This is a genomic window from Streptomyces sp. NPDC006193, from assembly GCF_040613915.1.
GTDB lineage: Bacteria > Actinomycetota > Actinomycetes > Streptomycetales > Streptomycetaceae > Streptomyces.
Map to the genome: position 1 here is coordinate 163,189 of NZ_JBEXTB010000006.1, position 19,775 is coordinate 182,963.

Below are 19,775 nucleotides of genomic sequence, written 5' to 3' on the forward strand. Positions count from 1 at the left end.
CGCGCCCGCATGTACAGTCGTCGCATGAAGGCCATCACGCTCAAGAGCTACGGAACCGCCGACGACCTGGAACTCACCGATCACCCAGAGCCCAGGGTCGCCCCCGGAGAGGTGCTGATCCGGGTGAAGGCCGCCGGCGTCAACCCGGTGGACTGGAAGCTGGGCGAGGGCAGGCTGGACGCCCTCATCGAGAGCCGCTTCCCGCAGATCCCCGGGTGGGACGTGGCCGGAGTCGTGGAGCGCGTGGGCTACGACGTCAGCGAGTTCGCCGCCGGGGACGAGGTGTTCGGCTACATCCGCAAGGACACCGCGCAGCTCGGCGCCTACGCGGAGCAGGTCTCGGCGCACGTGCGCATGCTGGCCCGCAAGCCGGCCTCGCTCTCCTGGGAGGAGGCCGCCGGCATGCCGCTGGCCGGGCTGACGGCGTATCAGGCGCTGGAGCGCGTCGGGGTGCGGGCGGGCTGGACCGTCCTGGTGCATGCCGCCGCCGGCGGGGTCGGCGTGCTCGGCGCGCAGATCGCCGTGGCCCGCGGCGCCCGGGTGATCGGCACGGCCAGCGAGTACAACCACGACTTCCTGCGCGGCCTCGGCGTGGAACCCGTGAGCTACGGAGAGGGCCTGGCGGACCGGGTGGCCGCGCTGGCCCCGGACGGAGTCGACGCGGCCCTCGACTTCGTCGGCGGAGACGCCGTGGACGTCTCGCTGGACCTGCTCGGCAGCCCGGACCGGCTGGCCTCCGTCGTCGACCCGGAGGTCACCGCCCGCGGCGGCCACTACGTCTGGGTCCGGCCGGACCCCGGCCACCTGGCCGAACTGGGCCGGATGGCCGACGAAGGGCGCCTGACCGTGCCCGTCGCCAGGACGTTCCCGCTCGCGGACGCGGCCGAGGCCTGGCGGCTCAGCCGCGCGGGCCGCACCCGGGGCAAGCTGGTCCTCACGATCGACCGGTGAGGGCCCGCCCGACGGCGGCGCTCGTCGCGGCGGGCCGCCGCTCCCCGCCACCGGGGGGCAGGCCGGTGTGGGCCCCGCCGCCCGGCGCCGGCCACGAGTCCGCACCGGCCGCACTCCGGCACGTGCCGTACGGCGACGGCACCGCGCTCCGCCGGGCCGTCACCGCCCCTGCGCGGGAGGCGGAGGGTTCCGGCGCGGCCTGATGGTGGCGCGGGGGAGGACGGGCGCGGGGAGGCGGTCGCCGTCGTAGCCGTCGACGCGGCCGAAGCGGTCCGTGCCGTCCTGCCAGTCCTCGCGCGCCCGCACGATGTCGTCGTGGCTGCGGCCGATGAAGTTCCACCACATGACGATCTCCTCCTCGAACGGGGGCCCGCCGAGCAGCACCAGCCGCGCGGTCCCGCGCCCGGGGTTGGCCAGGGTGAGGGCGGTGCGGCCCGGCGCCGCGTAGCCGAGGTCGGACGGACCCAGGGCGGTGCCGTCGAGGTGCAGCTCGCCGGTGTCGACCAGGACGCCGTGCTCGAAGTCCGGGTCGACGTCGAGGGTGAGGACGGCGCCGGGGGCCACGGACAGCTCCGCCCCCAGCAGCGGGGTGAAGGTGCGCACCGGGGACGTGTCCCCGGCGAGGGAGCCGAGGAACACGCGGGCCTCGCCGCCGTCCAGCGGCACCGCGACGGGGGCGTGGTGCCGGAAATCCGCTGCCGTGTCGCGGTGCCGTTCGGGCCGGGCCACCCAGAGCTGCACGCCGTGCAGGGTCGTGGTGGCGGAGGTGGAGACCTCGGAGTGGCTGATGCCGCGCCCGCTCGTCATGAGGTTCAGCTCACCGGGGCGGACCAGGGCGTGGGTGCCGAGGCTGTCGCGGTGCTCGATCTCGCCGCTGAAGAGCCAGCTGACCGTCTGGAGGCCGGTGTGCGGGTGCGGGGGGACGACCATGCCCCCGGTCGCTTCGACGTCGTCGGGACCGTAGTGGTCGGCGAAGCACCAGGCGCCGATCAGCGTCCGGGCCCGCTGGGGCAGCGTGCGCCGCACCCGCATGGCCCGGGGGCCGCCGAGGGGGACCTCACGGGGGGCGAGGATCTGGATGCCCGCCGGCGCCGGCCCGGCGGCCTCGGCTCCGCAGAGGAGTGCGCCGGGCAGTGCTTCCGTGTTGCTCACCGGCCGACTCCTCATCCGTCGAGGGAAGTTCGATTTTCAACCTTCATTGGACGATGATAGTCCGCACACCGCCGGGCCGCGCGCCCGAGCGGATCGGCACACCGGGGCGGACCGCCGTGACGACCCACGCGGGACACGCCGCCCACGACACTGCACGCATCCTCCATTGCGCACGCATTGTCCCGGCGAGCGCGTATAGCATGCGCATGCAAGCATTGACGCCTGAAGGGAAGTCAGCGGATGCGCATCGATCTGGCAGGACGTACCGCTCTGGTCACCGGCTCGACACAGGGCATCGGCGCGGCCATCGCCTCCGGCCTCGCCCGCGCCGGCGCCCGGGTGGCGCTCAACGGCCGCACCGAGCGGCGCGTGGCCGACGCCGCCGCCCGCCTGGCCGAGGAGGTCCCCGGCGCCGACGTGGTCCCGGTGGCCGCGGACGTGTCGGACGAGGAGGGCGCGGCCCGCCTCGCCGAAGCCCTCCCCCACGTGGACGTCCTCGTCAACAACCTGGGCATCTTCGGCGCCGCCGACCCGCTGGAGATCACCGACGAGGAATGGCGCCGCTACTTCGAGGTGAACGTGCTGGCCGCCGTCCGGCTGACCCGGCTGTACCTGCCGGGGATGATGGAACGCGGCTGGGGACGCGTCCAGTACATCGCCAGCGACTCGGCGGTCGTCATCCCCGCCGAGATGATCCACTACGGCATGTCGAAGACCGCCCTGCTGGCGGTCAGCCGCGGGTTCGCCAAGCAGGCGGCCGGCAGCGGAGTGACGGTGAACTCCGTCATCGCCGGGCCCACCCACACCGGCGGGGTGGAGGACTTCGTGTACGAACTCGTCGACCGGGAGCTGCCCTGGGACGAGGCGCAGCGCGCGTTCATGCGGCAGCACCGGCCGCAGTCGCTGCTGCAGCGGCTGATCGAGCCGGAGGAGATCGCCAACATGGTGGTCTACCTCAGCTCGGACCAGGCCTCCGCGACCACCGGAGGAGCCCTGCGGGTGGACGGCGGATACGTGGACTCCATCCTGCCCTAGGCGCTTTCGTGCGGCTGTTCCCGGTCCGGTCCGGCCCCGCCCGCCCATCCGGCGGGCGGGGGCGGCCGGCGGGGTCAGGCGCCGTGCAGGGCGGCGTGCAGCGCCGTCCAGACGCTGTCCGCGCCCTCGTCGACGACCCGCCGGGCGCCGGTGAAGACCTGCGGTGGATGTACAGGACCACCGGCAGGGTGCCGGCGGCCCCGGCGCGCCGGACGATCCGTACGCGGACGCTTCCGGTGGGCCCGCCCGGGACGGTGATCCACTCCTCGTCGGCCGCCGGTCCGGGCGATGCCCCCGACCGGACCTCGTCGACGGTCCTGCGCCCTTCCGCCGGGGACAGGTCGGACAGGTAGGGCGGGGCGGCGCCCGACCGGCGCGCACGGGCGGGCCGGGCGCGGGATGCTGGTGTGCGGACAGGTCCGCGCGAGGCCAGGAGGCTCGGCCGGTGATCGCCGTCAACCCGATGGACAGCGCCTCGGTGCTGGCCGCCTTCGGCGCGCTGGGCGTCCTCGCGGTGATCTTCGCCGAGTCCGGTCTGCTGATCGTCGGCTTCTTCCTGCCCGGCGACACCCTGCTGTTCCCGGCCGGCGTGCTGTGCGCGGGCGGCACGGGCGGGCCGGGACTCCAGCTGTGGCAGGTGCTGGTGTGCGCGGCCGTCGGAGCCGTGGCGGGCGGACAGGTCGGATACCTGATCGGGCGTCACGGCGGGCGGGCGCTGCTGGCGCGCCCCTCCAGGCGGCGGCTCAGGGACGCGGCGGCACGGGCCGAGGAGCTGCTGGCCCGTTACGGCTACGGCAAGGCGCTGGTCATCGGACGGTTCGTACCGGTGCTGCGCACCGTCCTGCATCCGGTGGCGGGCGCCTTGGGCGTGCCCGCGCGGGCCTTCACGCTGTGGCAGACCGTCGGGGGCGTGCTCTGGTCGCAGACGCTGGTCCTGGCCGGATACACGCTCGGCGCCTCGGTCCCGCACGTCGACGACTACCTGCTGCCGCTGGTGGCCCTGGTCGTCGGCCTGTCGCTGCTGCCGCTGCTGGGCGAGGCCCGCCGCGCCCGCCGGGAACGGCGGGAAGGGCGGGACTCCTCGCGCTGAGGACCGCCCGGTGCGCCGCGGCCGTCCAGCGCGCCGCTGCCGTCCAATGCGCCGCGGGCCGTCCGGTGCGGTGCCGCCGCCACCGCGCGCCGACCGCGGGGCCGGACCTCAGGCGGGGCCGGCGCGGTGTGCGGCCCCGGCGTCCCCGGCGGCCCTCGCGGTGCGGGCGGCGGGGGCGGCGGACCGTGCCCGGCTCCCCCACCGGCCGCGCGGACGTGACCGGGTTCCTCCGGCCGGGAGCCCCCGGCGCACCACCAGGACCGGCGTCCGGCGTCGGCGGTCACGTGCAGGCCGGCCCGTGGACGGTGCACACCGGCCGCGCCTGCCGCAGGCACTTCCATGACCGTGTCCCGGGCGACCCCGTCCGCGAGGGCGACGCAGGTCCGTTCGCCACGTCGGCCTCGTCGGCCCGGCGTGCGACGAGGCACGGCGGTGGACCGCGCCGGGACGGGCCGGGGACCGGGGACGCACCCGCCCATCACGCCCCGGCACGGCCGCGCCGCGTGGTCATGGAGGTCGGCTGGCTCATGACGCTCGCCGCCGCCGGCCACCCCGCCGCAGAGGGGCGTCCCGGACCCGGGCGGGCCGGGGTGTCAGCGCGCCCGGCCCTCGCCGATCCCGGCGCACACGGCAACGACGCACCCTGGACGGGTCGCTGACCGTCCGTGAGACTGGACGGGACCGGCGCCCGGCTCTCAGGACGGTGACATGGACGAGGACGTCCCCCGCGTGGCACTCACCCCGCGCGCCGCGGAGCTGGTGCGCCGACTGCGCGCCCAGCACGGTCCGCTGATGTTCCACCAGTCCGGCGGCTGCTGCGACGGCAGCGCGCCCATGTGCTATCCGGACGGCGAGTTCCGCACCGGCGGCTCGGACGTGCTGCTGGCGGAACTCGCCGTGGAGGGCGTGGCGGAGCCCGTCGCGTTCTGGATGTCCCGCAGCCAGTACGCGGCGTGGAGCCACACCCGCCTGATCGTGGACGTCGTGCCGGGGCGGGGCAGCGGCTTCTCGCTGGAGGCGCCCGAGGGGGTGCGTTTCCTCACCCGTTCCCGCGTCGTCGGCGCCTAGTCTCCCCGCGGGCCGCCCCGATCTGCTGCACTGCCCGTACGGACACTACGTGACACGGTAGTTGACGAGACATCAGGGGGAGCGGTGAGCAGACGTGGCGGACGTTCGGCAGCGGGCAGGGCGTTCCTCGCGGTGGCCACGGTGTTCGGCGTGCTCACCGGGGCGGCCCTGGCGGGGGCGGGGCCGGCCGGCGCCGCTCCGGCGGCCCGGCGGATCGCGCCGGGGGTCACCTACCGGCAGTTCGACGTCGACGCCGCCGCTGGAACGGCCCGCGCCCATCTGCTCACGGTCGATCTGGCCCACCCGCACGTCCGCGTCGACCTGCTGCATCCGGGCGCGGTGGCGGCCCGGGCCACCGTGTCCCGGCTGGCGGACTCGGCCGGGGCCGTCGCGGGCGTCAACGGCGACTTCTTCCACATCACCGAGACGCAGCACCCGGGCGTGGCGGCCACCGGAGCGCCCGTCGGGCCGGCCGTCGCGGGCGGGCGGGTGCTCAAGGCGGCGGTGCCGGACGGCCAGCGGTTCGGGCCGGCGCTGCCGCCGGGGACGTCCGCGCGGGACGTGTTCGGGGTCGGCGCCGACCGGCGGGCGCGCGTGGACCGTCTGTCCCTCGCCGGCGCCGTCGGCACCCCGGAGGGCCGGCTGCCGCTCGGCGGCCTCAACCAGTACGCGCTGCCGGAGAACTCCGTGGGCGCCTTCACCGCGCGGTGGGGCGACGCCTCCCGGGCCCGTGCCGTCTGCGGCACCGACGCCCGGCGGTCCGCGCCGTGCAGCGGCGACGCCTACGAGGTGACGGTGCGCGGCGGCCGGGTGACGTCCGTCTCCGGCGCCCCGGGCGGGGGCGCGATCCCCGCCGGCACCACCGTCCTGGTGGGCCGGGAGGAGGGTGCGCGGCGGCTGCGCGGACTGTCGGTCGGTGACCCGGTCGCCGTCACGCACACCTTGACGGCCGCCTCGTCCCGGGTGCCGTACAGGTTCGCGCTCGGCGGTTTCCCGGTCCTGCGCCACGGCAGACCGCTGCCCGGCCTGGACGACGCCACCGCGGCGGTGCGCACGGCCGTCGGATTCCGGCGCGGGGGGCGGCAGATGCTGCTGCTGGCGCTGGACGGGTCCGCGGACTACCGGACGGGCCTGACGGTCGCGGAGGAGGCGGCCACCATGCGGTCGCTCGGGGCGTCCGACGCCTTCAACCTGGACGGCGGCGGTTCGACGGAGCTGGTCGCCCGGGACGCGGACGCCGATGCCGTGACGGTGCGCAACCATCCGAGCGGGGGCGCCGAGCGTCCGGTGCCGAACGGCATCGGGGTCTTCTCCACCGCGTGACTCAGGGCCGCAGACTGCTCACCAGGTCGGCGGTCGCGGTCAGGCCGCTGTGGATGGTGGGCGCCAGACCGGTGCTGGCCAGGTAGAAGCCGAGCAGCATGCAGACCAGGGCGTGGGAGACCTTCAGTGCGCCGTTGCGCATGAAGATCACGGCCAGGATCAGGAGCAGCAGCACCACAGAGATGGAAATGGCCATCGGAACCTCCTCCGCCACGCCCCGATTGCGGCGTTCGGCCGCAAGTGTGGCGTAGCGGAGGGTTCGTCAGGGCGGCTGACGTGTCCCCCGAACGTGTGGTGTCACACGGAGGTGCGGGCGTCCAGGAAGTCCTCCAGGCCGGCGAGGTCGTCGGTGTTGAGGTGGTCGACGCCCGCGGCGAGCAGTTCCGTCCACACCGCGTCCCGGGCGGGACCCGCCGTGTCCGGGGTGGCCCAGAACCGGACGCGCTGCCCGCGTGCGTGGGCGGCGCCGGTGATGCTGCGCAGCTTCTGCCGCTCGGCGTCCGGGAACGTCCCGACGCCCGACCAGGTGAACTGCTGTGTCCAGTTGTCGCTGATCAGCGGGATCAGCGAGGCCGGTGCGGGGCCGCCGAGGTCGGCGAGCCGGCCGTCGTAGAAGGCGCGGCGCGCGGTCTGGGCCTCCATCGGGGCGCGGGCCGCACGGTCGCCGGAGACGACGGCGGTGACCGGGCCGGGGTGGACGCGGCCGTGCGCGTACCGCGTGAACAGGCGCGGGAAGCGGCGCAGGCAGCGGTCGAGTGCGAGGTAGGTGGAGGACCCCTCGGTCTTGATGTCGACGAGGAGCTGCAGCGGCCGGCGCGCACCCGGGTGGACACGGCCGTGGTGGGCCTCGGCCAGGGCGGCGAGCGGCTCCAGGTAGAGGGACTCCAGGGTGCGGGACGGGTCGAGCTCGGAGGTGTCGTGGCCGATGAGGAGCCGGTCGCCGACGAGGAACACATCGGCCTCGACGCTGCCGAAGCGGTGGTCGAGGGCGTCGAACAGGGGCCGCGGGTGGGCGTAGTCGTTGTGGGCGTGGGCGTGCCGCAACGGGCGGGGGTGGCGGGGGCGTTCGGCGGCGAGGGCGCGGTTCGCGGGCAGGGCGAGGGTGCCCGCGACAGCGGAGCCGAGGGTGGTGAGGGCTCTGCGACGGGTGGTGAGGGCCATGCGCTGCCTCCCTGGCGGGGTGAGGGGACCGGGGAGAGTATGCGTGCTCTCGTCGCCCAAGTGACCCCGTCGTGCCGGGAGTTGGCGTTGTGTTCACCTCACCGCGGCGCGGACGCGGAAAAGCCCGCCCCGGGACGGGGCGGGCTGGAACCGGTGGTGGGTCAGGGCGCCTGGAGGTCGGCCAGTCGGGCCAGGGTCTCGCGGTGGGCGCCCGCGGTGCCGTAGGCGATCGAGTCGGCCTTGGCCCGCTTCAGGTACAGGTGGACGGGGTGTTCCCAGGTCATGCCGATTCCGCCGTGAAGTTGCAGCGCCTCCTCGGTGGCGCGTACGGCGACGGGCGCGGCGTAGGCCTGGGCGACGGCCACGGTGATGTCGGTGTCCTCACCGGTGGCGAGGGCGTCCGCCGCGGCGCGGGCGGCGGCCCGGAGGTGCACCACCTCCAGCCAGAGCGCGGCGAGCCGGTGCTTGAGCGCCTGGAAGCCGCCGACCGGCCGGTTGAACTGCCTGCGCTCCTTCAGGTACCGGACCGTCTCGGTCAGCGCCCAGTCCGCGACGCCGAATTGCTCGGAGGCGAGCAGTCCGCCGGCGGCGCGCAGGGCCCGGCGTACGGCGGGCTCCGCGTCGCCGACGCGGCGGCCGGCGGCGCCGGCGAGGGTGACGGTGGCGAGCGGGCGGGTGAGGTCCAGGGAGACCTGCGGGGTGAGTGCCGCGGCGTCGGCGGCGACGGCGTACAGGCCGCCGTCGTCGGCCGGGACGAGCAGCACGTCGGCGACGGCCGCGTCCGCGATGCCGGTCAGCTCGCCGTGCAGCGTGCCGTTCTCGGCGCGTACGACCGGGAAGGCGGCGTCCGGTGCGGTGTGCAGACCCACCGCCAGCGCGCCGAGGGTCCGCCCGGAGCCCAGGCGGCCCAGCAGCTCCGTGTCGCCGCAGGCGAGCAGCGCCTCGGTGGCGACGACCGCGCTGGTGAGGTACGGCACGGGGGCGACGGCGCGCCCCAGCTCCTCCAGCACGACGGCGGCCTCCCGGGCGGAGGCGCCCTGGCCGCCCTGCTCCTCGGGGATCAGCAGACCGGCCAGGCCCATCCCGTCGCCGAGCAGCTGCCACAGGGCGAGGTCGTGCGGGGCGTCCGACTCGGCGCGGGCGAGCACGTCGGACGGGGCGCAGTGGTCCGTGAGCAGGTCGCGGAGGGCGGCGCGCAGCGCCTCTTCCTCCTCGGAGTACAGCAGATCCGGCTGTGCGCTCATCGGGCCAGGTCCTTCCAGGCGACGTCCTTGTCGGTGCGCGGCTCGGCGGGCAGGCCCAGGACGCGTTCGGCGACGATGTTCAGCAGCACCTCGCTGGTCCCGCCCTCGATGCTGTTGCCCTTGGAGCGCAGATAGCGGTAGCCGGCGTCCCGGCCGGTGAAGTCGACGAGTTCGGGGCGGCGCATGGTCCAGTCGTCGTACGACAGGCCCTCCTCGCCGCGGAGTTCGACCTCCAGTCCGCTGATCTCCTGGTTGAGGCGGGCGAAGGCGAGTTTCATGCCGGAGCCCTCGGGGCCGGGCCGGCCCGCGACGAGCTGCTGGCGCAGGCGTTCGCCGGTGAACCGGGCGACCTCGGCCTCCACCCACAGCTTCAGCAGCCGCTGGTGCAGGTCGTGGGTGCGCAGCTCGGGGCGTTCGCGCCAGGTCTTCGCGACGGGGCCGATCATGCCGCCCTCGCGGGGCAGGGCCATGCCTGAGATGGAGACGCGTTCGTTCATCAGCGTGGTCTGCGCGACCCGCCAGCCGTCACCGACCCCGCCGAGGCGGCGGGCGTCGGGGATGCGGACGCCGGTGAGGAACACCTCGTTGAACTCGGCCTCGCCGGTGATCTGGCGCAGTGGCCGCACCTCGACGCCCGGGTCGGTCATGTCGCAGACGAAGTAGGTGATGCCCCGGTGCTTGGGCACGTCGGGGTCGGTGCGGGCGATGAGGATGGCCCAGCGGGCGAGGTGGGCGCTGGAGGTCCACACCTTCTGGCCGTCGACCACCCAGTCCCCCCCGTCCTCGCGTACGGCGCGGGTGCCGAGCGCGGCGAGGTCGGAGCCGGCGCCGGGCTCGCTGAACAGCTGGCACCACACCTCCTCCCCGGTCCACAGCGGCCGCAGGTAGCGCCGCTTCTGCTCCTCGGTGCCGTGTTCGAGGATCGTCGGCGCGGCCATGCCCAGGCCGATGCCGATGCGCCGGGGGTCGTTGTCGGGGGCGCCCGCGGCCGCGAGTTCGGCGTCCACGACGCTCTGGAGCGTGCGGGGGGCGCCCAGGCCGCCGAGGCCGACGGGACAGTGCACCCAGGCCAGTCCGGCGTCGAAGCGGGCCCGGAGGAACTCCAGGCGGCCGGTGCTCCCGGGCGGGTGCTGCGCCAGCAGCTCACGGGTGCGCCGGCGCAGTTCCTCGGCGTCGCTCATGCGGCTGCTCCGTTCCGCGGCAGGACGACGATCCGGCCGGTGGTCACCCCGTCGGCGACCCGCTGCACGGCGCCGGCCGCGCCGTCCAGCGGCACGCGCTCGCTGACCAGGGGCCGGATCGCCCCCCGGGCGGCCAGGTCGGTCAGCTCCCCGTGGCAGCGCCGGACCAGCTCCGGGTTCCTGGCGGCGTACAGGCCCCAGTGCAGGCCGAGGATGGAGTAGTTCTTCACCAGGGCGTGGTTGAGGGCGGGGCTCGGGACGGCGCCCCCGGCGAAGCCGACGACGACGATCCGGCCCTCGAAGGCGACCAGCTTGGCGGACTGCGCGTAGGCGTCGCCGCCGACGGGGTCGAAGACCACGTCGGCGCCCCGGCCGCCGGTGGCCTCCTTCACGGCGGCGACGACGTCCTCGGTGTGCCGGTCGACGACCGCGTCGCAGCCCAGCTCCCGGGCGACGGCGGCCTTCTCGGCGCCGCCCACCACTGCGATCACCGTGGCGCCGGCCGCCTTGCCGAGCTGCACGGCCGCGCTGCCCACACCGCCGGCGGCGGCGTGCACCAGCAGGGTCTCCCCGGCCTCCAGGCGGGCGCGGCGGTGCAGCCCGAACCAGCCGGTCTGGTAGCCGATGTGCAGTGCGGCGGCCTCGGCGTCGTCCAGCGACTCGGGCGCGGGGAGCAGCGCGCGGGCGTCGGCGAGGGCGTACTCGGCGAAACCGCCGTACGGCAGCGCCGGGTTGGCGATCACCCGGCGGCCGTCCCCGGTCTCGCCGCAGATCTCCACACCGGGTGTGAAGGGCAGCGGCGGGCGCACCTGGTACTGGCCCCGGCACAGCAGCGCGTCCGGGAAGTTGACGGCGGCGGCGCGCACCCGGAGGAGCACCTGCCCGTCACCGGGCACGGGCCGCTCCACCTCCGTCAGGCGCATCACCTCGCCCGGTTCGCCGTTCTCGTGCACGTGCCATGCCTGCATGCGGGCCTCCACGGGACTGCGCCCCACTCGTTCGCCTCAGGGCGGCCTCGGCGGGTGTCGCCTGACCGGTCCGACGGCATACTAAGCGGTCGCTTGCCGAAGAGGGAACAGTCCGTGCGATGCGATAGGTGTACGTCACTCCCGGCGGGGCCGCGCCCGGACGTGCATGCGCTCGCCCTGCGGCCCGAACAGGCTGAGGAACTCCACCGGCCCCTGCCCCGCCGACCCGAACCAGTGCGGCACCCGCGTGTCGAACTCGGCCGCCTCCCCCGGCGACAGCACCACGTCGTGCTCGCCGAGCACCAGCCGCAGCCGCCCCGACAGCACGTACAGCCACTCGTAGCCCTCGTGGGTGCGCGGGTCGGGCTCGGCCGTCCGCTGCGGTTCGATCACCTTGTAGGCCTGCAGTCCGCCCGGCTGCCGGGTCAGCGGATACATCGTCCGCCCGCCCCGCACGATCGGCTTGGCGCGCACCCGGGGATCGCCGACGGGCGGCGCGCCGACCAGTTCGTCCAGCGGCACCTTGTGGGCCTGGGCGATCGGCAGGAGCAGCTCCAGGCTCGGCCTGCGCAGCCCGGACTCCAGCCGGGAGAGGGTGCTGACGGAGATGCCGGTGGCCTCGGACAGCGCCGCCAGGGTCACCTCCCGCTGCTTGCGGATCCGCCGCAGCCGCGGGCCCACCTCGGCGAGGACGTCGTCGGTACTCATGCCCTCATTGCAGTTTCGGCAACTTCGTTTGTCAATGCCGCAGATCCCGGGCAACCCTCGGGCACGGAGGTGGTCACCATGACCGACAGTTACGAGGTGGTCGTCGTCGGCGGCGGGGCGGCGGGACTGTCCGCCGCGCTGGTGCTGGGCCGGTCCCGGCGCCGCACCCTGGTCGTCGACGCGGGCGAGCCGCGCAACGCCCCGTCCGCGCACATGCAGGGCTATCTGTCCCGGGACGGCATGTCCCCGGCCGCGTTCCTGGCCGTGGGACGCGAGGAGATCGCCCGGTACGGGGTGGAGCTGGTCCGGGACCGGGCGGTGGACGCGGCCGGGGACGGGGACTTCTCCGTGGTGCTGGCCGGCGGCCGGACGGTACGGGCCCGGCAGCTCGTGGTCGCCACCGGCCTGAAGGACGAGCTGCCGCCGGTGCGGGGACTGGCCGGACGGTTCGGCCGGGACGTCGTCCACTGCCCGTACTGCCACGGCTGGGAGGTCCGCGACCTGCCGACCGGGGTGCTCGCGACGACCCCGCTCAGCGTGCACCAGGCGCTGATGGTGACGCAGTGGACGAAGGACGTGCGGCTGTTCCTGCACGAGGTGAGCGAGTCGCAGCTGACGGACGACGACCTGCGCCGGCTGGCCGCCGCCGGGGTCGCGGTCGTGCCCGGGGCGGTGGCGGAGGTCGTGGTCGCCGGCGACCGGCTCACCGGGGTCCGGCTGGCGGACGGCACGGTCCACGACCGCCGGGTGCTGTACGCCGCGCCGCGCGCCGTCCCCCGCACCGAGCTGCTCCTGCGGCTGGGCGCCGAGATGCGCGAGACGCCGTTCGGCCGCTACCCGGTGACCGACGAGCGGGGTCTGACGAGCGTCCCCGGACTGTGGGCCGCCGGCAACGCCGGCGGCTTCGCCGAGCAGGTGGTGAACGCCGCCAGCCGCGGCTACCGGGCCGGGGCCGCGATCAACGGGGCGCTGCTGATGGCCGACCTCGACGGCCAGGTCCCGTAGCGCAGCGGGCGGCGCGCGCAGCGCCGCCCGCGCCCCGGCAGGGCGCCGCGCATCCGGCACGGCGCTGAGGCACCATGGCTGCATGCTGCTGGCCCGGTTGGCGGAGGTGTCCCGGGAGGTGGCCGCGACGGCGGCCCGGTCCCGCAAGATCGCCCTGCTCGCGGAGCTGTTCCGGGAGGCGGAGCCGGACGACGTGCCGGTCGTCATCCCGTACCTGGCCGGGCGGCTGCCCCAGGGCCGGCTCGGGGTCGGCTGGAAGGTGCTCGGCCGCCGGGTGCCGCCCGCGGCGGAGCCCGCCCTCACGGTCGGCGAGGTGGACGCCCGGCTCACCGAGCTGGGCAAGGTGTCCGGGCCCGGCTCCCAGGCGGAGCGGGTCCGGCTCGTCGGCGAGCTGATGGGCGCCGCCACCGAGGAGGAGCAGCGTTTCCTGCTCGGCCTGCTCAGCGGTGAGGTGCGGCAGGGCGCGCTGGACGCGGTCGCGGTGGAGGGGCTGGCCCGGGCGACGCGGGCGGACCCGGCGGACGTACGGCGGGCGGTGATGCTCGCCGGATCGCTGCAGACGGTCGCCCGGGTGCTGCTGGACGAGGGACCCGGCGCACTGGACCGGTTCCGGCTCACCGTCGGCCGCCCGGTGCTGCCGATGCTGGCGCACAGCGCCTCCTCGGTCGCGGAGGCCGTGGACAGGCTCGGGGCCTGCGCGGTGGAGGAGAAGCTGGACGGCATCCGGATCCAGGTGCACCGGGACGGCGACACCGTGCGCGTCCACACCCGCACGCTGGACGACATCACCGGCCGGCTGCCCGAGGTGACCTCGGCCGCGCGGACGCTGCGGGGCCGGCGCTTCATCCTGGACGGCGAGGTGATCTCCTTCGACGCCGGGGGCCGGCCCCGGTCCTTCCAGGAGACGGCGGGCCGGGTCGGCTCCCGCACGGACGTGGCCGGGGCCGCCGGCCGGACCCCGGTCTCCCCCGTCTTCTTCGACGTCCTCTCCGTCGACGGCCGCGACCTGCTCGACCTGCCCTTCGCCGAACGGCACGCGGAGCTGGCCCGGCTCGTGCCCGAGCCGATGCGGGTGCGCGGGACGGTTGTCTCGGGCCCCCGGGACCTCCCGGAGGCGGAACGGTTCCTCGCCGACACCCTGGCGCGCGGTCACGAGGGCGTGGTGGTCAAGGCGCTCGACGCCCCCTACAGCGCGGGCCGGCGCGGCGCCTCCTGGCTGAAGGTCAAGCCCGTGCACACCCTGGACCTGGTGGTGCTGGCGGCCGAGTGGGGCCACGGCCGCCGCACCGGCAAGCTCTCCAACCTCCACCTGGGCGCCCGCGGTCCCGACGGCGCCTTCACCATGCTCGGCAAGACCTTCAAGGGCATGACGGACGCGATGCTCGCCTGGCAGACCGAGAAGCTGCGGGAGCTGGCGGTCGAGGACGACGGCCGGGTGGTCCGGGTCCGCCCCGCACTCGTCGTGGAGATCGCCTACGACGGCCTCCAGCGCTCCTCCCGGTACCCGGCCGGTGTGACCCTGCGCTTCGCCCGCGTGGTCCGCTACCGCGAGGACAAGCGCCCCGAGGAGGCCGACACGGTGGAGGCCCTGCTGGCGGCCCACCCGGAGGTCGCGCCGTGACGGCGCGCCCGGCGAGGCGCAGCGCCGGACTGCTGTTGTTCCGGCGCACCGGCCAGGGGCTGGAGGTGTTGCTGGGACATATGGGAGGTCCGCTCTGGGCGAAGAAGGACGCGGGCGCCTGGACCGTGCCGAAGGGCGAGTACGAGCCGCGGGAGCCGGCCTGGGAGGCGGCCCGCCGGGAGTTCCGGGAGGAGCTGGGGCTGCCGCCGCCCGACGGGGAGGCGGTGCCGCTCGGCGAGGTCGTGCAGCGCAACGGCAAGATCGTCACGGCGTGGGCGGTGGAGGCGGACCTCGACCCGGCGGCGATCGACCCCGGGACCTTCACCATGGAGTGGCCGCCGCGCTCCGGCCGCCGGCAGCGGTTCCCGGAGCTGGACCGGGTGGCGTGGTTCGCCCTGGACCGGGCCCGTCAGGTGATCGTCACGGCGCAGGCCGCGTTCCTCGACCGGCTGGCGGAGCACTCGGGCTGAACAGGGCCGTACGCGTTGCGACGGGCGCGGTCGCGCGCGAAGGTCGAGACAGGCCCGCTCCCAGGGAGGTCAGCCATGCCCATCGCGACGGTGAACCCGGCGAACGGCGAGACGCTCAAGACGTACGAGCCCATGGGCGAGGAGGAGCTGGAGCGCCGGCTGCAGCTCGCCGAGGCCACGTTCCGCACGTACCGGACGACCTCGTTCGCGGACCGCGCCCGGCTGCTGGACCGGGCCGCGGACCTGCTGGACGAGGACCGGCGCGAGATCGGCCGGGTGGTGACCACCGAGATGGGCAAGCCGGTCGCGCAGGCCCGCGCGGAGGCCGCGAAGTGCGCCAAGGCGATGCGCTGGTACGCCGCGAACGCCGAGCGGCTGCTGGCCGACGAGGAGCCCGCCGAGTCGGACGTGCGGGACTCCGGCGCGTCCCGTGTGCGGGTGCGGTACCGCCCGCTCGGTCCCGTGCTCGCGGTCATGCCGTGGAACTTCCCCCTCTGGCAGGTGATCCGGTTCGCCGCGCCGGCGCTCATGGCCGGCAACGTCGCACTGCTCAAGCACGCCTCCAACGTCCCGCGGACGGCCCTGTACCTGGAGGACCTGTTCCACCGGGCGGGCTTCCAGGAGGGCTGTTTTCAGACCCTGCTGATCGGCTCGGCCGCGGTGGACGACATCCTGCGCGACGAGCGCGTGAAGGCGGCCACCCTGACCGGCAGCGAGCCGGCGGGCCGGGCGGTCGCCTCCACCGCCGGGGAGATGGTCAAGAAGACGGTGCTGGAGCTCGGCGGCAGCGATCCGTACGTCGTCATGCCCTCCGCCGACCTCGACCGCGCGGCCGAGGTCGCGGTCACCGCACGCGTGCAGAACAACGGGCAGTCCTGCATCGCCGCCAAGCGGTTCATCGTGCACTCCGACGTCTACGACGCGTTCGCCGAGAGGTTCGTCGCGGGCATGCGGGCCCTCGCGGTCGGCGACCCGCTGGATGAGGACACCCGGCTCGGGCCGCTCGCCACCGCGCAGGGGCGAGCCGACCTGGAGGAACTCGTCGACGACGCCCGGCGCAGCGGGGCCGGGGTGCTGTGCGGCGGCGAGCGGCCGGACGGACCCGGCTGGTACTACCCGCCGACCGTGCTCACGGGCATCACCCGGCAGATGCGCATCCACCGGGAGGAGGCGTTCGGGCCCGTCGCCGCGCTGTACCGGGCCGGTGACGTCGACGAGGCGGTCCTCATCGCCAACGACTCGCCGTTCGGACTGAGTTCGAACGTGTGGACGCGGGACGAGAGCGAGGTGGACCGCTTCGCCCGGGACCTGGAGGCCGGCGCCGTGTTCGTCAACGGGATGACCGCCTCCCACCCGGCGTTCCCGTTCGGCGGGGTCAAGCGGTCGGGGTACGGACGTGAGCTGTCCGGGCACGGAATCCGGGAGTTCTGCAACATCACCACGGTTTGGCAGGGTGCGTGAGCACCGCGCGGCTACCATCACGTTCTGTGAACCGCGAAGTGACCCTGCCTCTGATCGTCGACGACCGCGGTGCCCTGCAGGTGGCTGCGGCCGATGTGAGCAAGCTGCTGCGGACCGTGGGCGCGCGGTGGCTGCACCTGGTCGAGGCCGGGGAGCAGGGGCTGGACGAGGACACGGTCGCCGCTCTGACCATCGAGCTGGCGAAGCTGGCGGATCGCATCGACGTGGCCTGCATCGCCCACAGCAGCGGAGCGCCCTGACCGTCACGCCGGCCGGTGCCGTTTCTTCCCACGTCAGAACCGTGAAGTAACCCTGCGTGCCCGGCCCTGGGTCCCCGGTTCGGAGTAGTCCAACGAGAGATCGTCGGCCTGCCGGGTGACGGTGGGTGGAGCACCCACAGAGGTGAACCACCTTCCGGCAAGCGGAAAGCAGGGACGGTTCATGGCGACTTTGTGCAGGCCCTCGGTGTCGGTCCCGGAGCACGTGATCACGATGGAGGAGACGCTGGAGCTGGCGCGCTCCCGCCACGCGGACCACCCTCAACTGCCACTCGCGCTGCGGCTGATCGAGAACACGGGCGTGAAGACCCGGCACATCGTGCAGCCCATCGAGGAGACCCTGAAGCACCCGGGTTTCGAGGAGCGCAACAAGCTCTACGAGGCCGAGGCCAAGGCCCGGGTCCCCGAGGTCATCCAGCGCGCCCTGGACGACGCCGAGCTGCTCACCAGCGACATCGACGTGATCATCTACGTCTCGTGCACGGGCTTCATGATGCCCTCGCTCACGGCGTGGCTGATCAACGAGATGGACTTCGGCAGCACCACGCGCCAGCTCCCCATCGCCCAGCTGGGCTGCGCGGCGGGCGGTGCGGCGATCAACCGGGCCCACGACTTCTGCTCGGCCTACCCGAACGCCAACGCCCTCATCGTGGCCTGCGAGTTCTGCTCGCTGTGCTACCAGCCCACCGACCTCGGCGTCGGCTCGCTGCTGTCCAACGGCCTGTTCGGCGACGGCATCGCCGCCGCCGTGGTGCGCGGGCAGGGCGGCACGGGCGTCCAGCTGGAGCGCAACGGCTCGTACCTGATCCCCAAGACGGAGGACTGGATCGCCTACGACGTCCGGGCGACCGGCTTCCACTTCCTGCTGGACAAGCGGGTGCCCACGACCATGGAGCCGCTCGCCCCGGCGCTCAAGGACCTGGCCGGCCTGCACGGCTGGGACGCGTCCGACCTGGACTTCTACATCATCCACGCCGGCGGTCCCCGAATACTCGACGACCTCAGCACCTTCCTGGAGGTCGATCCGCACGCCTTCCGGTTCAGCCGGGCCACGCTCACCGAGTACGGCAACATCGCCAGCGCCGTCGTCCTGGACGCGCTGCGCCGGCTGTTCGACGAGGGCGGCGCGGAGGACCGGGCGCGCGGACTGCTCGCCGGTTTCGGGCCCGGCATCACCGCCGAGATGACGGTGGGCCGCTGGGTCACCGCCGACGGCCACGGGGGGAAGGCATCCCGGAACGGACGCGCGCGCCGGGCCTCCTCGGACGGGGACGGGCGATGACCGAAAAGACGCTCACCGCGACGCCGCCCCCGGTGCGGCGGTGGCCCGCCCTCGACCTGGCCGGGACGGACTTCGACCCGGTGCTGGCCGAGCTGATGCGCGAGGGCCCGGTCAGCCGCATCCAGCTGCCCAACGGTGAGGGCTGGGCCTGGCTGGTCACCCGGTACGAGGACGTGCGGGCCGTCGCCAACGACCCGCGCTTCAGCCGTGAGGCGGTGATGAACACGCCGGTCACCCGGCTCGCCCCGCACTTCATCCCCGACCGCGGAGCGGTCGGCTTCCTCGACCCGCCCGACCACACCCGGCTGCGCCGCTCGGTCGCCGCCGCGTTCACGGCGAGGGGCGTGGAGCGCGTCCGCGCCAAGGCACGCGGCATGCTGGACGCACTGGTCGGCGACCTGCTCGCGGCCGGGCCGCCCGCCGATCTCACGCGCGCGGTCCTCAGCCCGTTCCCCATCGCCGTGATCTGCGAGCTGATGGGCGTCCCGGCCGGTGACCGGCACGCGATGCACACCTGGACCCAGGTGATCCTGTCCTCCGCGCACGGCAAGGAGGCCAGCGAGAAAGCCAAACGCGAGATGAGCGCCTACTTCTCCGACCTGATCGGACGGCTCGCGGACAGCGCGGGCGAGGACGTCACCTCGCTGCTCGGCACGGCCGTGGGCCGGGGCGAGGTCACACCGGAGGAGGCCGTCGGCCTCGCCGTCCTGCTCCAGATCGGCGGCGAGGCGGTCACCAACAACAGCGGGCAGATGTTCTACCTGCTGCTGACCCGCCCCGACCTGATGGAGCGGCTGCGGGCGGAACCGGGGATCCGTCCCCGCGCGATCGACGAACTGCTGCGCTACATCCCGCACCGCAACGCCGTCGGCCTGTCCCGGATCGCCCTGGAGGACGTTCAGCTCCAAGGCGTCCGCATCCGCGCCGGCGACCCGGTCTACGTCTCCTACCTGGCCGCCAACCGGGACCCGGACGTCTTCCCCGATCCGGAGACCATCGACTTCTCCCGCAGCCCGAACCCGCATGTGGCGTTCGGCTTCGGCCCGCACTACTGCCCCGGCGGGATGCTGGCCCGGCTGGAGGAGGAGCTCCTGACGGACGCCCTGCTGGACCGGGTGCCGGGCCTGAGGCTGGCCGTGCCGCCGGACGAGGTGCCCTTCCGCAAGGGCGCGTTGATCCGGGGACCCGAGTCCCTGCCGGTGACCTGGTGAGCGGCCGATGACACAGACCGAGGGACTGTACGTGCCGCCGGGCCACGGCCGCGTCGTCGAGACGCCGGCCCAGCGGGTGACGTTCAAGGTCACCGGCAGCCACTCGCGGATGGCCTCCACCTTCGAGGTGGAGGTCCCGCCGGGCTTCGACGTGGGCGCTCATGTGCACACCCGCAGCGAGGAGTTGTTCTACGTCCTGGAGGGCGAACTGGACGTGCTCGCCTTCGAGCCGCGCGTCCGCACACCCGACCACTGGCGCGCCTGGGAGTCGAGCTCGGGCAGCCGGGTGGTCCGGGCGACCCCGGGCACGGTGATCGTCGTGCCCCCGGGCTGCCCGCACGCCTTCGCCAATCCGACGGACGGGACGGCGCGGATGTTCTTCCAGGCCTCTCCCCCGCCGGACCACGAGCGCTACTTCGAGGAGCTGCTGGAGATCCTCGCCGACGGCGGGCCGCCGGACCAGGAGGCCATCGAGGCGCTGCGCGCCAAGTACGACATCGAGCAGCTCACACCGCTGCGGCACCGATGAGCGCCCCCGCCGGGGCGGGACCGGCCGGGACGCGCCG

General features: G+C 74.5%; 20 protein-coding genes and 1 pseudogene. 13 read left to right on the forward strand and 8 right to left on the reverse strand.

Going from position 1 to position 19,775, the window contains the following annotated elements; genetic code table 11:
- Nucleotides 1–24 precede the first annotated feature (24 nt).
- A complete protein-coding gene (locus tag ABZ261_RS09290) occupies nt 25–951 on the forward strand; it encodes an NADP-dependent oxidoreductase (protein WP_356856974.1) in 927 nt (308 codons plus the stop codon).
- A gap of 159 nt (nt 952–1,110) precedes the next feature.
- Here the strand turns inward: ABZ261_RS09290 and ABZ261_RS09295 are convergent, their stop codons facing one another.
- Nucleotides 1,111–2,103 (reverse strand): pirin family protein, encoded by a 993-nt coding sequence (locus tag ABZ261_RS09295; RefSeq protein ID WP_356856976.1) that lies wholly within the window; start codon nt 2,101–2,103, stop codon nt 1,111–1,113.
- A 240-nt stretch (nt 2,104–2,343) separates the two neighbouring features.
- Here ABZ261_RS09295 and ABZ261_RS09300 point away from each other — a divergent pair, with 240 nt between their 5' ends.
- Nucleotides 2,344–3,138, forward strand: a complete 795-nt coding sequence (locus ABZ261_RS09300; protein ID WP_356856978.1) for an SDR family oxidoreductase — start codon at nt 2,344–2,346, stop codon at nt 3,136–3,138.
- A 163-nt stretch (nt 3,139–3,301) separates the two neighbouring features.
- On the opposite strand, the pseudogene ABZ261_RS09305 reads toward ABZ261_RS09300, so the two are convergent.
- Nucleotides 3,302–3,508, reverse strand: a pseudogene (locus tag ABZ261_RS09305) (esterase); the annotation flags it as partial.
- Nucleotides 3,509–3,583: 75 nt separating this feature from the next.
- On the opposite strand from ABZ261_RS09305, the gene ABZ261_RS09310 reads away from it, so the two are divergent.
- The 3 genes from ABZ261_RS09310 (at nt 3,584) to ABZ261_RS09320 (ending at nt 6,619) form a co-directional block, all read left to right on the forward strand.
- Nucleotides 3,584–4,228, forward strand: a complete 645-nt coding sequence (locus ABZ261_RS09310; protein ID WP_356856980.1) for a DedA family protein — start codon at nt 3,584–3,586, stop codon at nt 4,226–4,228.
- A 708-nt stretch (nt 4,229–4,936) separates the two neighbouring features.
- The gene (locus ABZ261_RS09315) at nt 4,937–5,296 is read left to right on the forward strand and encodes a DUF779 domain-containing protein (protein WP_356856982.1); all 360 of its coding nucleotides are present in this window, start codon (nt 4,937–4,939) and stop codon (nt 5,294–5,296) included.
- 84 nt (nt 5,297–5,380) lie between these two features.
- Nucleotides 5,381–6,619 (forward strand): phosphodiester glycosidase family protein, encoded by a 1,239-nt coding sequence (locus tag ABZ261_RS09320; RefSeq protein ID WP_356856984.1) that lies wholly within the window; start codon nt 5,381–5,383, stop codon nt 6,617–6,619.
- A 1-nt stretch (nt 6,620) separates the two neighbouring features.
- Here the strand turns inward: ABZ261_RS09320 and ABZ261_RS09325 are convergent, their stop codons facing one another.
- From ABZ261_RS09325 to ABZ261_RS09350, 6 genes are all read right to left on the reverse strand, one after another.
- Nucleotides 6,621–6,815 (reverse strand): hypothetical protein, encoded by a 195-nt coding sequence (locus ABZ261_RS09325; RefSeq protein WP_356856986.1) that lies wholly within the window; start codon nt 6,813–6,815, stop codon nt 6,621–6,623.
- A 101-nt stretch (nt 6,816–6,916) separates the two neighbouring features.
- Complete coding sequence (locus tag ABZ261_RS09330; RefSeq protein ID WP_356856988.1) at nt 6,917–7,780, reverse strand: phosphatidylinositol-specific phospholipase C/glycerophosphodiester phosphodiesterase family protein; 864 nt, start codon at nt 7,778–7,780, stop codon at nt 6,917–6,919.
- Nucleotides 7,781–7,941: 161 nt separating this feature from the next.
- On the reverse strand, nt 7,942–9,024 hold the full coding sequence (locus ABZ261_RS09335; protein ID WP_356856990.1) for an acyl-CoA dehydrogenase family protein: 1,083 nt from the start codon (nt 9,022–9,024) through the stop codon (nt 7,942–7,944).
- Nucleotides 9,021–10,205 (reverse strand): acyl-CoA dehydrogenase family protein, encoded by a 1,185-nt coding sequence (locus ABZ261_RS09340; protein ID WP_356856992.1) that lies wholly within the window; start codon nt 10,203–10,205, stop codon nt 9,021–9,023. The genes ABZ261_RS09335 and ABZ261_RS09340 overlap by 4 nt, the downstream gene beginning before the upstream one ends.
- Nucleotides 10,202–11,173: an NADPH:quinone oxidoreductase family protein gene (locus ABZ261_RS09345; RefSeq protein WP_356856994.1), complete on the reverse strand. Its 972-nt coding sequence runs from the start codon at nt 11,171–11,173 to the stop codon at nt 10,202–10,204. The genes ABZ261_RS09340 and ABZ261_RS09345 overlap by 4 nt, the downstream gene beginning before the upstream one ends.
- Before the next feature lie 135 nt (nt 11,174–11,308).
- Nucleotides 11,309–11,881, reverse strand: a complete 573-nt coding sequence (locus tag ABZ261_RS09350) for an XRE family transcriptional regulator (RefSeq protein WP_356856996.1) — start codon at nt 11,879–11,881, stop codon at nt 11,309–11,311.
- A gap of 78 nt (nt 11,882–11,959) precedes the next feature.
- On the opposite strand from ABZ261_RS09350, the gene ABZ261_RS09355 reads away from it, so the two are divergent.
- The 8 genes from ABZ261_RS09355 to ABZ261_RS09390 all read left to right on the forward strand — a co-directional run bounded on the left by ABZ261_RS09355 (nt 11,960) and on the right by ABZ261_RS09390 (nt 19,738).
- On the forward strand, nt 11,960–12,886 hold the full coding sequence (locus ABZ261_RS09355) for an NAD(P)/FAD-dependent oxidoreductase (protein WP_356856998.1): 927 nt from the start codon (nt 11,960–11,962) through the stop codon (nt 12,884–12,886).
- Nucleotides 12,887–12,968: 82 nt separating this feature from the next.
- Nucleotides 12,969–14,507, forward strand: coding sequence for an ATP-dependent DNA ligase (locus ABZ261_RS09360; protein ID WP_356857000.1), 1,539 nt, complete (start codon nt 12,969–12,971; stop codon nt 14,505–14,507).
- Nucleotides 14,504–14,977, forward strand: coding sequence for an NUDIX domain-containing protein (locus ABZ261_RS09365; RefSeq protein ID WP_356857002.1), 474 nt, complete (start codon nt 14,504–14,506; stop codon nt 14,975–14,977). The genes ABZ261_RS09360 and ABZ261_RS09365 overlap by 4 nt, the downstream gene beginning before the upstream one ends.
- Nucleotides 14,978–15,052: 75 nt before the next feature.
- Nucleotides 15,053–16,438 carry an NADP-dependent succinic semialdehyde dehydrogenase gene (locus tag ABZ261_RS09370; protein WP_356857004.1) on the forward strand — a complete coding sequence of 462 codons (1,386 nt, stop codon included), beginning with the start codon at nt 15,053–15,055 and terminating at the stop codon, nt 16,436–16,438.
- A gap of 26 nt (nt 16,439–16,464) precedes the next feature.
- The gene (locus ABZ261_RS09375) at nt 16,465–16,698 is read left to right on the forward strand and encodes a DUF6213 family protein (RefSeq protein ID WP_184962473.1); all 234 of its coding nucleotides are present in this window, start codon (nt 16,465–16,467) and stop codon (nt 16,696–16,698) included.
- A 181-nt stretch (nt 16,699–16,879) separates the two neighbouring features.
- Nucleotides 16,880–17,998, forward strand: coding sequence for a type III polyketide synthase (locus ABZ261_RS09380; protein ID WP_356857007.1), 1,119 nt, complete (start codon nt 16,880–16,882; stop codon nt 17,996–17,998).
- Nucleotides 17,995–19,209 carry a cytochrome P450 gene (locus ABZ261_RS09385; RefSeq protein ID WP_356857009.1) on the forward strand — a complete coding sequence of 405 codons (1,215 nt, stop codon included), beginning with the start codon at nt 17,995–17,997 and terminating at the stop codon, nt 19,207–19,209. Before ABZ261_RS09380 ends, ABZ261_RS09385 begins: the two co-directional genes overlap by 4 nt.
- 7 nt (nt 19,210–19,216) lie before the next feature.
- Nucleotides 19,217–19,738 carry a cupin domain-containing protein gene (locus tag ABZ261_RS09390; protein WP_356857011.1) on the forward strand — a complete coding sequence of 174 codons (522 nt, stop codon included), beginning with the start codon at nt 19,217–19,219 and terminating at the stop codon, nt 19,736–19,738.
- The last annotated feature ends 37 nt before the right edge of the window (nt 19,739–19,775 follow it).